14 protein-coding genes are annotated in these 13751 nt (G+C 34.0%); 5 read left to right on the top strand and 9 right to left on the bottom strand.

The window, feature by feature from the left end; translation table 11 throughout:
- The first annotated feature begins 12 nt into the window (after positions 1 to 12).
- The 3 genes from ACGLWY_RS10025 to ACGLWY_RS10015 all read left to right on the top strand — a co-directional run bounded on the left by ACGLWY_RS10025 (position 13) and on the right by ACGLWY_RS10015 (position 2504).
- Positions 13 to 1005 carry a TraB/GumN family protein gene (locus ACGLWY_RS10025; protein ID WP_396619539.1) on the top strand — a complete coding sequence of 331 codons (993 nt, stop codon included), beginning with the start codon at positions 13 to 15 and terminating at the stop codon, positions 1003 to 1005.
- A 73-nt stretch (positions 1006 to 1078) separates the two neighbouring features.
- Positions 1079 to 1537 carry a hypothetical protein gene (locus ACGLWY_RS10020; protein WP_396619538.1) on the top strand — a complete coding sequence of 153 codons (459 nt, stop codon included), beginning with the start codon at positions 1079 to 1081 and terminating at the stop codon, positions 1535 to 1537.
- A 283-nt stretch (positions 1538 to 1820) separates the two neighbouring features.
- The gene (locus ACGLWY_RS10015) at positions 1821 to 2504 is read left to right on the top strand and encodes a hypothetical protein (RefSeq protein WP_396619537.1); all 684 of its coding nucleotides are present in this window, start codon (positions 1821 to 1823) and stop codon (positions 2502 to 2504) included.
- A gap of 500 nt (positions 2505 to 3004) precedes the next feature.
- On the opposite strand, the gene ACGLWY_RS10010 is transcribed toward ACGLWY_RS10015, so the two are convergent.
- From ACGLWY_RS10010 to ACGLWY_RS09970, 9 genes are all read right to left on the bottom strand, one after another.
- Positions 3005 to 3787 (bottom strand): enoyl-CoA hydratase/isomerase family protein, encoded by a 783-nt coding sequence (locus tag ACGLWY_RS10010; RefSeq protein ID WP_396619536.1) that lies wholly within the window; start codon positions 3785 to 3787, stop codon positions 3005 to 3007.
- A gap of 11 nt (positions 3788 to 3798) precedes the next feature.
- On the bottom strand, positions 3799 to 4083 hold the full coding sequence (locus ACGLWY_RS10005) for a hypothetical protein (protein WP_396619535.1): 285 nt from the start codon (positions 4081 to 4083) through the stop codon (positions 3799 to 3801).
- 5 nt (positions 4084 to 4088) lie between these two features.
- The gene (locus ACGLWY_RS10000; protein ID WP_396619534.1) at positions 4089 to 5546 is read right to left on the bottom strand and encodes an ATP-binding protein; all 1458 of its coding nucleotides are present in this window, start codon (positions 5544 to 5546) and stop codon (positions 4089 to 4091) included.
- A gap of 174 nt (positions 5547 to 5720) precedes the next feature.
- Positions 5721 to 6269, bottom strand: coding sequence for a CopD family protein (locus ACGLWY_RS09995; protein ID WP_396619533.1), 549 nt, complete (start codon positions 6267 to 6269; stop codon positions 5721 to 5723).
- Between the two features lie 2 nt (positions 6270 to 6271).
- Complete coding sequence (locus tag ACGLWY_RS09990; protein WP_396619532.1) at positions 6272 to 7624, bottom strand: MATE family efflux transporter; 1353 nt, start codon at positions 7622 to 7624, stop codon at positions 6272 to 6274.
- Positions 7625 to 7663: 39 nt separating this feature from the next.
- A complete protein-coding gene (gene hemH / locus ACGLWY_RS09985; protein WP_396619531.1) occupies positions 7664 to 8749 on the bottom strand; it encodes a ferrochelatase in 1086 nt (361 codons plus the stop codon).
- A 62-nt stretch (positions 8750 to 8811) separates the two neighbouring features.
- Positions 8812 to 8973, bottom strand: a complete 162-nt coding sequence (locus ACGLWY_RS09980; RefSeq protein ID WP_396619530.1) for a hypothetical protein — start codon at positions 8971 to 8973, stop codon at positions 8812 to 8814.
- A 54-nt stretch (positions 8974 to 9027) separates the two neighbouring features.
- Positions 9028 to 9750: a ThuA domain-containing protein gene (locus tag ACGLWY_RS09975; RefSeq protein ID WP_396619529.1), complete on the bottom strand. Its 723-nt coding sequence runs from the start codon at positions 9748 to 9750 to the stop codon at positions 9028 to 9030.
- A 7-nt stretch (positions 9751 to 9757) separates the two neighbouring features.
- Positions 9758 to 10663, bottom strand: a complete 906-nt coding sequence (locus ACGLWY_RS09970) for a helix-turn-helix transcriptional regulator (protein ID WP_396619528.1) — start codon at positions 10661 to 10663, stop codon at positions 9758 to 9760.
- A 184-nt stretch (positions 10664 to 10847) separates the two neighbouring features.
- Here ACGLWY_RS09970 and hemA point away from each other — a divergent pair, with 184 nt between their 5' ends.
- On the top strand, positions 10848 to 12107 hold the full coding sequence (gene hemA, locus ACGLWY_RS09965) for a glutamyl-tRNA reductase (protein WP_396619527.1): 1260 nt from the start codon (positions 10848 to 10850) through the stop codon (positions 12105 to 12107).
- Positions 12100 to 13677, top strand: a complete 1578-nt coding sequence (gene hemC / locus ACGLWY_RS09960; RefSeq protein ID WP_396619526.1) for a hydroxymethylbilane synthase — start codon at positions 12100 to 12102, stop codon at positions 13675 to 13677. Before hemA ends, hemC begins: the two co-directional genes overlap by 8 nt.
- Positions 13678 to 13751 lie beyond the last annotated feature (74 nt).

Raw genomic sequence — 13751 nt, 5'->3', positions numbered from 1 at the left:
TTAGCAAACATTATGAAAACAAATCTATTATTTATTATAATTCTAATATTATTCTTTTTTTCATGTAAGCCCAAGCAAGTTGAACCATTACCGCAACACGGTTTATTATGGAAGATAACAGGCAATGGACTAAACCATGCTTCTTATTTGTTTGGTACATATCATAGATCAGGAGGAATGCAGATCCTTGATTCTATAAAAACCTTTGATTCAATATTTAGTTTAACAAATCAACTTATATGCGAATTTCAACTAAGTGACTTTCCAAAACATTTAGAACAAAAAAAGAAAAATAATTTTAACTTCTTAAAACCATGGCCTGTTCCTGACTCAACATACAACAACCTTTTGACAGCCAAACAAAAGATAATATTTGATTCCGTTGTTAATTCTTCTGAGCTTCTGACAAAAATCAACCAAGCGAATTTAAATATACGACCTCTAAGCTTTTTAACTTTTATAAAATTTTCAAAAAAAATTACGCCAAACAATAACAAGTCACAAGGCCCTATTCTTGATTCGTATATACAAAATCTAGCGAAGAAACGTAATATGCAGATAGTATCATTAGATTCGGAAAAAGAATATCAAGAAATTAAGGATTCAATAATTAGTGATCGTATACAATTAAGTTATAGAAATGAGGTTGATACTTTAATGTATTACATCGAAAACCAACATCATATAGACTCTTTAAAACATGATATGATAAATAAGGTTTTATTAGCATATTTGAAGCAGAACATTAATTTTATTGTGCAACAATCTGAAGAAATCAACCTGCACAACAACAAAATTTTATCATATCTAGGAAATGATGAATTTCTGGAATTACAACAAAAGATGATGATTGACGAACGTAATAATTTATGGATGAATAAAATCCCAAAGTTAATTGAAGATAATTCGAGTTTCATTGCAGTAGGAGCAGCTCATTTAGGTGGAGAAAAAGGGTTGATTAATCAGTTACGAGAATTAAATTACACTGTAAATTCAGTAAAATAGAGCTAGGAATTTTATTTGTTTTATCAATTTACCAAAAAAACGACCGGTTCTTAGGGTCAGCAAACATATCGAAATGAAAAAACTAATTTGCATTTTAATTTTTGGAATGACATTATTGTCTTGTAATAATGTATCAAAAGAAAATAATACTTCAATTTCCGGGACAAAGACCGAAAAAGTGGATTCCCTAAAGATCCCCAAAGTATCTATGACCAGTAGTGGTAGTCTTGAACCATCAAAAGACATTATTCTGAACAGATTTAATTTTTCTATTGTTCAGAATAAAAAGGGAGACACTACTTTTTTGGCAACACGTGACGCGAAATTCAAAACACCCGAAGGATATAGTGTCGGAGATCAATTTAAAGATATATCACAATTAGAAAAGAACAGAATTTTTAAAGACCCAGGGTATGGATATTTAATTAAATTGAATTCAGGTTGGCAGTTAGGCTTTTGTGAAGGAAATAGCTGTACAGATAATATCCCAACTGAAAACTCTATTATAAAATGGATTCAAAAACATAAGTAGGTACGTTTGCTAAGCCGTGTATAGTTAATTGCTTCGGAATTTCGCAGCAGAAATTTCTCATGCTTATGCCATATTTGGTTTGTTACGGGAAATTGTGAAAAATGCGAATGGCTTATTAACAGCTATCATCTTAATTAACCTACCAAACCATATCTTAAAACAAAATCAATAATAATGTTTTATTAAATATGGATATGAATTGTATATGGAGTTGAAAAAATGCATATTTTAGACTTGTTCAAATTTTACCCTTTATTAAAGGGTTATTAAGAATTACTCTGTTATGAAAAAGCTTTTTATATTATTTTTCGTTTTAACTGCCAGCATATTAACCTCTCAAAATAGCGATATGTTCTCGCATAAATTAGATGACTTGGTTAGTTTGGATGTTCCAAAAAATTTCGTTGAATCCGACACCCTTGTAGATGGTGTTAAAATACATCAAATTAGATTTAAAACCGATACCTACAACTTTATTGTACAAAAAGTGCTTTTTGAAAATGAAGACCAAAAAACAAGTCTTTCTAGGTTACCATACGATTATGCCAGTTTAATAGATGAATACGAACGTGTTATAGCCAGAATGCGATATAGAGTTCCTTATTATCTAAAAACCACTACACTTGTTGAAAAAGATGGCTTTACGGGTTATAATTTGAAATTTGAAAATGATTTAGGAACTCCTACCTACGAAGCCGAATTTTACTTACTAAATAAAAATTTATATACGTTTTTCTATGCTAGTGATACGCAATTTAACGCCGATGTTAAAACCGAACTTTTTAATTCCGTCAAAATAAACAACAAAAAAGATATAAGTCAATATTTAGGGAAAGCACCAAAATACAGATATGGCTACGTGCTAGCTACTTACTTCTTTTTAAGCTTATTGGCAATTTGGGTTATAATTATTTCGATTAAGATTTACAGAAAGAAAAAAGGAAAATCTAGTATTTTTCATGAGTAGAATTGTTGTTTTTCCTTGTTGATTTTCATTTTAAAAAATAATTGTGAATCTTTATAAAATATCTATAACCTTACTTATTTCAGCCACAATAATATTTATTGTTGCAGTTGATCAATTTACCACAACAAGTAATGTCAATCCTATTATGAGTAAAATTGGAGAGATTTGTTTTATATTATGGCTTCCTACCATTATAATTGCTGTTATTTTAATTTTAATAAATAATCGCAGAAAATCAAAAAAGTGATATAATGCATTAATAAGAAAATAAAATTTATTAAGGATGAAGTCGTAATTAATTTCAATAATAATTAATAAACCAAAGTACAAGCCGTATAAAATTAATTGCCACTGCAAGCCTACTTACAAAAATCCTCTCGAATTTGCTATACAGTTTGTATTTGCTAAATTAGGTGTTTAAACAAGCCGCTAATCTTAATTATATACAAAGTTAGTGCTTATCCTTAAATATAGCTACAGGTTAAAATTGAATTCAAAGCCTACTTCCCAGAAAAATTAGCCTTCCGCTTTTGTAAAAATGCCGAAGTCCCTTCGGTAAAATCATCGGTTCCAAAACAGTTTCCAAATTCCTGAATTTCAACAGCAAAACCATCAACTCCATCTTTAAAATTGGCATTGATGGCTTTAATAGCTGCACCAATAGCAACCATGGAATTATTGGAAATTTTATGGGCTATTTTTTCGCAATGCGGCATTAATTCTCCTTGGGTTGTTACATGGTTTACCAAGCCGTAGTTTAGGGCCTGGTTGGCATCTATCATACCAGCAGTCATTATTAATTCCATAGCGCGTCCTTTACCTATTAATTGTGGCAAGCGTTGCGTACCGCCATACCCAGGAATAACGCCAAGCGATACTTCGGGCAAACCCATTTTAGCATTATCACTGGCGATTCTAAAGTGGCATGCCATGGCTAATTCCAACCCACCACCTAATGCAAAACCGTTTACAGCAGCAATAACGGGTTTTGATAAATTTTCAATAAAATCGAACAACATGGTTTGTCCTTTAGCTGCTAATTTTGTACCCTCTTCTACATTAAAATTTGCAAATTCGCTAATATCAGCACCTGCAACAAACGCTTTTTCTCCGCTTCCAGTAATTATAATCACTTTTGTGTCTTTATCTGCTACTTCCTCTTTCAATGCGTCGTGCAACTCTTCAATGGTTTGCTTGTTTAAGGCATTTAATTTATTTGGTCGATTGATGGTTATGGTGGTTATGCCATTATTTTCTTCTACTAAAATATTATTGTAAGTCATAATTTTATGTTTTAAGATTCAATCTTATTCTTTTTACTGTAATTATAAATCATGTTTCCGATGAGCAAACCCATTATGATTGTAAAAAGGAAATTAAAAATATTTGGTTCTGGATGCCCGTTTGTAATAGAGCCTGTATTATAAAATAAATTAATCCAAAAATTAGCTTGGTGGTTATGGTAATAACATGGGTCTGGAATAATTAAATCATATAAATAATAATTAATTATTAGAGTCAAACACCCTCCAAATAACAAAAAGAACCATTTATTATTTCTTTTTTCGTAATTGAACATTCTAACTATTCTTTAGGAAACGTCACCCTAAATACGGTGCCTTTATCTTTTTCCGAGTTAAATGTAATAGTGCCTTTATAGGTTTCTACGATGTTTTTAACCATGGCCAATCCAAGTCCCATACCGCTGGTTTTGGTAGTGAATTTTGGTTCGAAAACCTTTTCGATATTCTCTTCTAAAATACCCGAACCATTGTCTGAAACTATAATAACCACATCGTTTTTATATGTGGATACGTTAATATTAATTTTTGGAGTTTGATTTTCTGGCATCGCTTGAATGGCGTTTTTAACCAAATTGGTAACAACACGTATAAGTTGAGTTCTGTCTAGCTTCGCTATGATTTCTTCTTTTTCTGCCGTAAAATTGATGTAATCTTCATTAAAAATCTCTAAAGCCAACTTTACAACGTAAACAACATTTAAGGTTTCGTTTTGTTGCGCTGGCATATTAGCAAAGTTTGAAAATGCAGATGCAATAGAACTCATGGTGTCTATTTGCTGAATTAGGGTTTTGCTGTATTCATCTAGTTTAGAATGAATATTTTCATCGTTAGGGTCAAACTTACGTTGGAAATTTTGAACTGTTAAACGCATGGGCGTTAACGGGTTTTTAATTTCGTGCGCCACTTGTTTTGCCATTTCCCTCCAAGCTTGTTCCCGTTCACTTCGTGCTAATTGTATGGCGCTTTCTTCCAGTTCGTCTATCATACTATTATAGGAGCTAACCAAGGTAGAAATCTCTTCACTGGTGTCGTTTACAACTATTTTTTGGTTGCGCTTTTCTAATCGAGTGGTGTTAATTTTGTCGCTAATGGTTTTTAATGATTTTGTGATGTACTTAGATAATAAAAACGCAATAACAATAGCTGTAAGCAACACAAACATAAAGGCAAACGCAATACGCTTTAAAAACTCCTGAAGTTCTTTGGTGAGAAAATCGTCTTTTTCTAAATAAGGTAAATTTAATACGGCTATTTCTTTAGATTTTTGGTCAATGAGGTAGGTATAAGATGATTGAAAAGCCTCGCCATTTTCTATCCGTTTATCTACATATCTATGTGAAGCCGTATTAGATATGGCATTTAAAATTTCGGCATCTATACATTGATCTGCCTCATTATTTTGTAAGCCTGCTTTTGAAGAAATTAGCAAAGAGCCTTCTAGATCGTATAAATTAATTTGAAGTTTGTGAATATCGGCAATATTGTAAACCTCTTCTTTAAATATAATCGGAATGTTTTCTGTTTTAACCTCCCATGTGTTTTGCCTGCCGTTTAAAACGTGTTTTAAATGCGATTGGATGTTTTCTTCTTTACGCTCTAATCGTTGTCTATGGTAATCTTCACTTTGTTCTTTATACTGGTAAATGGCAACTGCCGAAATAAGTATAGATGCCAGTAAAACCAACAGGATCATGGCGAAAAAAATACGGATTCGTAATGAAAGTTTTTTTAGTTTCATGTATCTTTTTTCATTGCTTTTATAGGTCACGTGCCACTTCCATATAATGAAGTGATTTAAAAGAATGATGCTTTAAATATAACAATAATTGAACCAAACAGCTCTAAGGGTGATTTAAAAATAAAATTCTAAACCCTAATGCTATTTGTCTTGAAACATTAATTACATTTCAGACTATGCTTCAGGGTTTTTCTCTCGGATGTTTTTATAAATTTTGAACCCTAACATGATTAAAACGCCCAAAACAAGCATGCCTACAATACCCCAAGCCCAATTGATAGCACTTTTTAAAACCACTAAAAATACAACAGCGAACAGGATGAAGGTAGCACCTTCGTTCCAGATACGCATAAAACTAGACGATTTTTTTACCACATCGTTTTGAAGTTGTTTGTAATATTGATGGGTTTTTAAGTGATAGATGAAGAGCAGTAAAACAAATGCTAATTTTACATGCATCCAAGGTTGTTGCAACCAAAAAGGTTGTAAAAGAAGTAACCAAATAGCGAAAATGGTTGCCAATATTGCCGATGGCCATGTGATGATAAACCACAAACGTTTTGCCATGAGCTTTAATTGGTTCCCAAGAATTTCTTTGTCAGGCGATGGTTTATGAAACGCTTCAATTTGATAGACAAACAGTCTGGGAATGTAAAATAAGCCTGCAAACCAAGTGATTACAAAAATAAGGTGAAACGATTTTATGTAGTTGTAATATTCCATAACTAACTAGGTTGATTAATTAAAGTGGCCTTTACTTCTCTATTTAAAAAATAAGCGGTTAGAATTGTTGAAAGCACATCGGAAATTGGGAAGGATATCCAAACCCCTAATTCGCCATAAAACTTTGGTAATATTAATATTAACGGAATAAAGAAAAAACCTTGGCGTGTTAAGGTTAATAATAAGGCTGGAATGGCTTTCCCGATAGACTGGAAATAGGCTGCACCAATAAGCTGAACAGCTATAATGGGTGTTGCAGCAAACACCCAGCGCATGTCGTTTGGTGTTTGTTGGATGACCTCTATATTGGTTGTGAACATTCTAGTAATGGCCTCGGGAAAAACCATGAGAATAACAAATATGCATGTTGACAATATGGTGGCATACTTTATCGCAATATTAATACTTTGCCTGACCCGGTGATAATTCCGTGCCCCATAGTTATACCCTGCTATAGGTAAAAAGCCTTGTGTAATTCCTAAAACGGGAAACATGGCAAACATAAGCATACGCCCCACAATGGCATAGGCAGTCACGGAGATCTCTCCTCCTAAATCGAACAAAATATTGTTCATGAACAGATAGGTAACGCTTACCACTGCTTGTCTTGCAAGCGTTACAAATCCTAAAGACCCAATTTCTGAAACTATTGACGTGTTTAATCCGAAATGTGAAAAATCAATTTTCAATTCAGAATGTTTCGACATGAAGAACCACCATATATAAATAAAACACATGATGTAAGACAGCGACGTAGCCCAAGCAGCGCCTTCCATACCAAAGTCCAAGACATTTATAAAAATATAGTCTAATAGTAAGTTACTTACCGATGGAATCATCATCGCATACATAGCGAATTTAGGTTTTCCCTCCGCCCTAATAACGGTGTTTCCCATCATACTTAGCGCCAAAAATGGCACACCGTACAATACAATAGTATAGTAAATTTTAGCAGGTTCGAAAATAGCACCTTTACCTCCAAACGATAGAATAATGGCATCAGAATAAATCAACCCAACAACCACTAATGTAACTGTAAGTAAAACGGTTAACGTAATTTGATTCCCAAAAGTTTTGAGTGCTTTGTTCTTACTGTCTGCTCCTAAAGCCCTTGAAATGATGGAAGACCCACCAACACCAATGGCCATCCCTAAAGCCGCAATAAAAAAGGATACTGGCAATACCACATTAATAGCGGCTATGGCTGTAGAACCTATCCAATGGCCCACAAAAATGGTGTCGACCAAAATGTTTAACGACATAACCAAAATACCAATAGATGCAGGAACCGCTTGCTTAATTAAAATTTTTCCTATGGGTTGCGATCCTAAATCTTGTGATGATACTTTTGCCATTACACGTTTTTTGTTTTCGTCTGTTTATATTTATTATTTTTATCGGTTAGATGGTACATCCTTAATCATGCCCCCGTTTGTTAAAGGTGTTTTTAGCATGGATGTTTCAACAGAAGCCCATTCGTTAATCCATTTTGAAAGTAGTGATACCCAGGTATCATCATCATTTAAGCAAGGTACGGTTGTAAAGTCTTTTCCTCCCATTTCATGGAAAATCTCCTGTCCTTCCATCGCTATTTCTTCTAAAGTTTCTAAACAATCGCTCACAAAAGCTGGTGTTACAATAGCCATACTTTTGATGCCCTTTTTTCCTAAACGTTCAATGGTTCTATCGGTATATGGTTGCAACCACGGGTCGAAACCTAAACGTGATTGAAATGATGTTGAATAACTTCCTTCTTTTAGCTGCAATTTTTCAGCCACCAATCGGGTAACCTCTAAACATTGATGCCTATAACAAAACTCATGGGCTTTACTTGGGGTTACACAACAACTACCATCTATTTTACAATGCGATTTCGTTACATCGCTTTTTCGAATATGTCGTTCTGGAACACCGTGATAAGAGAATAACAAATGCTCGTAATTCTTGCTTTCTAAATGACGCTTAATGGCATCTGAAAGCACCTCAATATAATCGGGTTTGTTATAAAATGCCGGCACCGATTCTATTTTTAAATTTGGAAAATGTTGCTGGCGAAGTTCTTCGGCTAAAACCGTAATTGTTTCGGTAGTTGCCATGGCAAACTGCGGGTATAACGGAAATAGCAGCACCTCATCAACACCTTTATCAACCAACTCCTGAAGTCCTTTTTTAATGGTCATGCTGCCATAACGCATCGCCAAAGCTACGGGCAAACTGGTTTGTTTTTGTATTTTCTTTTGAAGTCTTTCTGAAAGCACAATTAAAGGAGACCCTTCTTCCCACCATATTTTTTTATAAGCCGCTGCCGATTGTTTTGGGCGCGTTTTTAAAATAATGCCTTTCACAAGTGCTGTTCTTGCAATAAGAGGTATATCGATAACACGCTCGTCCATTAAAAACTCACCTAAATACTTTTTTACGTCTTTTGGCGTAGGACTATCGGGAGAACCGAGGTTTACTAGTAAAATTCCTTTTTTCATTTACAATTTTATTGTTTCTCAGACCGCACAGATTTTAAAAACCTGTATGGTTTATTTTAAAATCAATTTTTCTTGTTTTCAATTTTGTTCTGATGATACAACTTAGGGCGTTCTTCATTATAATCACAATCTTGAAAAATACCACAAGAGACACTAGGACGCACTAACGATTTTGTATTTGTGTTTTTAGATAATGCTTCAATTTCTGGGGTTAAATATTTCATCTGGTATATTTTTTTGATATTGAACTCATTTAAAACTTTCACAATTGGCTAAAATTACCGCTTTAAACCATACAAAATGCCACCTAACAAGTGTTGTTTAAATTCGGGTTCGACATACGATCCGTTGGTATGTCCCAAAGCCGTATAAAACGATCGGCCGCCATCAAATTCATGGTACCAGGCTATGGGATGAAATTCGCCATTTTCACCACCTTCATAAGTCGATTCTTCTAGATTTAACAACACATTTATATCTTGATTGATGGATTTAAAATTATACCACTCGTCATGTCGAATCCATTGTTCTGGCAAATGTTTCGTAGATAAGTGCGTATTGTTAACTCGGGTTATGGTAGCTGTTGCTTGTTTTGGGTGGTTTAAAAAATAAGCGCCCACAAGTTTTCCGTACCAAGCCCATTCATATTCGGTATCGCTAGCCGAATGAACCCCTACAAAGCTTCCGCCATTTTTTATAAAGGACTCAAAAGTTTGTTCTTGTTCTGTATTTAAAACATCTCCAGTAGTATTTAGAAAAATAACCAATTTGTATTGCTTTAAATTTTCTGTAGAAAACAAGGTGGCATCTTCTGTATGCGTCACTTCAAAATTGTTTTGTTTGCCTAATTCTTCTATGGTTTTCACTCCTATTTCAATGGATTCATGCCGAAATCCACTTGTTTTCGTAAAAACAAGAACTTTATCTGGACTATCTGGTGTGTTTGTCGCTTTGCACGAAAGTGATAAAAAAACAACAAAAGCTATCAAAATGTTTTTCATATATAAATTAGTTTAAGGACATTAAATATTTTTTGGGTGTTGTGCCATATTTCTTTTTAAAAGCTGCAATAAAATGACTTGCGGTACTGTAACCTACTTTTAAGCCTACTTCGTTCACGTTATTATCGCCCGATTCTAATAGTTTTCGGGCAACTTCCATTTTGTAATCGAACAAAAAACTAAATACTGAATCGCCATAGATCTGTTTAAAACCTTCTTTTAATTTTTTAAGGTTCAATCCAATCTCATCTGCCAGTTCTTGTAAACTTGGTGGTTCTGCCATGCGCGCAATAATGATATCTTTGGCTTTTCTAATTTTTATAACATTAGTTTCATCAACCAAAAACGGGCATTGTTCAATATCAGCATCTTCACTTCTGTTAAAATACAAACTTAAAAGTTCATACGCCTTTCCTTTAAAATACAAATCCTTAATAGATTGGTTAAGATTGTAATTTATTAATTGGTTTAAAACAATGGCCATAGATGGAGTAATACTACCATCTTTATAATATTTTTTGTCTTTGTTGTCTTCATTTAAAAATGAAATATAATCGGCTTCCTGAGAAAACAACCCATGGAATTTTTTAATTGAAATTAACACAGAAACCATCCAAGAGTTGGGATTTACTTGAAGGTTTATTGGCAAATCGCGTTGCGGATTGTATAATAACAACGAGTTTTCCTCAAGAATATTAAGCACATAACGCCCTTCGTTAAAAACAAATTTGCTTGAGCCTTTAACACAGAAATGAAATTGAATATAATCGCTATCTATTTCTTTAATAAGGCTTTGCGTTTCGTTTCCATCGTTTTTATAAACCAAAACCAAAAAACCGTCATCTACTTTAGTTTCATTAAATGAACTTATAGCGTTATTTTTTTGCTGATTTTTATCGTTGTTAACTGTCATGTTATTTAGATTTGTTCTAAATTAATTACTTAAAACACATCGGTTTTACTGCAAAAATATGATATTTATCATATATTACTTAAAAAACAACCTAAAAAACCACAAACGACACTAAAAGTTCTTTCAGCGTTATTTTTTTATTAATCATAGATATACATTTGCTTATTGAATTACATAGACACTGATGCACCAATACAACATATCTAAAAGCAAATACTTCTATGCCATAGGCCTAAGTTATAAAAAGGCCGATGCAGACATACGAGGGCACTTTAGTTTGGATGAAATCGCTAAACTGGCGTTACTTGACCAAGCTAAGGAAAATGCTATTGAAAGTTTGGTGGTAACCTCTACCTGCAACCGTACCGAAATTTATGGTTTTGCAGAACATCCGTTTCAACTTATCCAATTGCTTTGTGATAACACGAGAGGCACGGTTGAAGAATTTCAGAAAGTGGCTTACATTTATAAAAACAACGATGCTATCGCACACATGTTTCGTGTGGGTTCTGGTTTAGACAGTCAAATTCTTGGTGACTTTGAAATTATTAGTCAATTAAAAAAAAGTGCGCGTATTTCTAAAAAGCTCGGTTTGTTAAACCATTTTACCGAACGTTTGGTGAATGCGGTAATTCAAGCGAGTAAACGCATTAAGAATGAAACCGAAATATCATCGGGTGCTACCTCCGTATCTTTTGCTTCGGTACAGTATATTTTTAATACGGTTGAAGATGTTTCAAACAAAAACATTTTGCTTTTTGGAACAGGGAAAATAGGCAGAAATACCTGCGAAAATTTGGTAAAACACACCAAAAATGAGCATATTACTTTAATTAATAGGACAAAAGATAAAGCAGAACAAATTGCTGGAAAATTCAATTTAGTAGTTAAAGATTATGCCAATTTACAGGAAGAAATTCAAACTTCCGATATTTTAATTGTAGCGACAGGCGCCCAACACCCTACCGTTGATAAACACCTTATCCAAACACAAAAACCGCTGTTAATTTTAGATTTATCTATTCCTAAAAACGTAGATGCTAATGTTGAAGAATTGGATAATGTGACATTGATACATTTAGATCATTTATCGCAACTTACCGATAAAACCTTAGAAGCACGAAAAGCCCACATTCCATTAGCTGAAGCGATTATTGAAGAAGTAAAGGCTGAGTTTAACGATTGGTTGGAAACCCGAAAATTTGCACCAACCATTAAGGCGTTAAAAGAGAAATTGCTTGATTTTGCTTCGGCAGAATTAGACACACAACGCAAAAAAAATAGCGATTTTAACGAAGCTCAAGCAGAGTTAATTAGCAACAACATCATACAAAAAATAACGAACCACTTTGCGCATCATTTAAAAGACGATGGCATTCCTACCGATGAGAGCCTGGAACTCATAAAAAAAGTGTTTCAGTTAGAACCCACAACACATGTCTAAAATTATAAGAATTGGTACCCGCGATAGCGAATTAGCGTTATGGCAAGCCAAAATAGTACAAAGTTTACTCGAAAATTTAGGTCATAAAACCCAATTAGTGCCTGTAAAATCTACAGGCGATTTGGTTTTAGACAAACCTCTTTACGAATTAGGTATCACCGGTATTTTTACCCGCACCTTAGATATCGCCATGTTAAACCATGATATTGATATTGCGGTGCATTCGCTAAAAGATGTACCAACCGTATTACCAAAAGGCATTGTACAAGCTGCGGTTTTAAAACGCGGTAACGTAAACGACACGTTGGTTTTTAAAAATAATGAAGAGTTTTTAAGTTCTAAAGAAGCTGTTATTGCAACCGGAAGTTTACGCAGGCGCGCCCAATGGCTAAACCGTTTCCCAACACATACTATTGTAGATTTACGAGGAAATGTGAATTCTCGTTTACAAAAACTGGAAGACCATGAGGATTGGAACGGTGCTATTTTTGCAGCTGCAGGTATTGGTAGAATTGGCATTAGACCCGAAGAAGCCTTTAACTTAGACTGGATGATTCCTGCGCCAGCACAAGGTGCTATTATGATTACCGCCTTAGCTGAAGATGAATTTGTGCTTTCAGCTTGTAAAGAACTCAATCACGAAGAAACCGAAATTTGCACCACTATCGAGCGCGAATTTTTAAATAAGTTGGAAGGTGGTTGTACAGCTCCTATTGGCGCATTGGCCTACATTAAAGACGAAGAAATAAATTTTAAAGGTGTACTATTAAGTGTTGATGGCTCTAAAAGAATTGATGTCACCCGTATTAAAAAATTAGGCGAGCACCATGATATGGCTGAGTTTTGCGCCAATTTTGTTATTGAGCGTGGTGGCAAACGTTTAATGGATACCATTAAAAACTCCAACAAAGAGATTAATGTGTATTCAACAAAATCGTTTACCGAAGACCAACGTTTGCTTTTTCATGAAAAAGTGACTGTTGAAAGTAGCGATTTCATTAAAATAAGCTTGAATAGAATTCATCCACGTTTCTTAAAAAACGAAATTCAAAACGTCATCATTACCAGTAAAAATGCTGTTGAAGCGTTACTTACTAACTTTTCGCCCATAGAACTTCAGTTTAAAAATATTTATTGTGTTGGTCGCCGTACCAAACGATTGGTTGAAAACAAAATTGGTAAAGTAACCCATTTTGAAAACAATGCTAAAAAGCTTGCTAATTATTTGATTGATTACATGGAAGGAACTGAGGTTACTTACTTTTGCAGCGATTTAAGACTAGACGATTTGCCAACCATTCTAGAAAAAAACAATATTAAAGTAACCGAAGTTGAAGCTTACCAAACCAAATACGACGGCATAAAAGTAGCCAAGACCGTTGAAAGTGTTATGTTTTATAGCCCTTCAACTGTTGAAAGCTTTGTTCAAAAAAACAACACGGAGGTTATTGCGTTTTGCATTGGCGAAACAACTGCTAATGAAGCTAAAAAGCACTTTAGCGATGTTAGAATTTCCAAAGTCCCTACTGTTGAAAGTGTTATCGAATTAGTAAACGAGTATTATATTTAAATTAATTATTATTTGGATATTTGCCATGAGTTTAAAATATTCAGCTTACAACGCTTTATGTTTTACTTAAGGTG

The organism is Mariniflexile sp. HMF6888 (assembly GCF_044335535.1).
Lineage (GTDB): Bacteria > Bacteroidota > Bacteroidia > Flavobacteriales > Flavobacteriaceae > Mariniflexile.
Note: the sequence above shows the minus strand (reverse complement) of the source record. Positions and strands in the feature narration are given on the sequence as shown.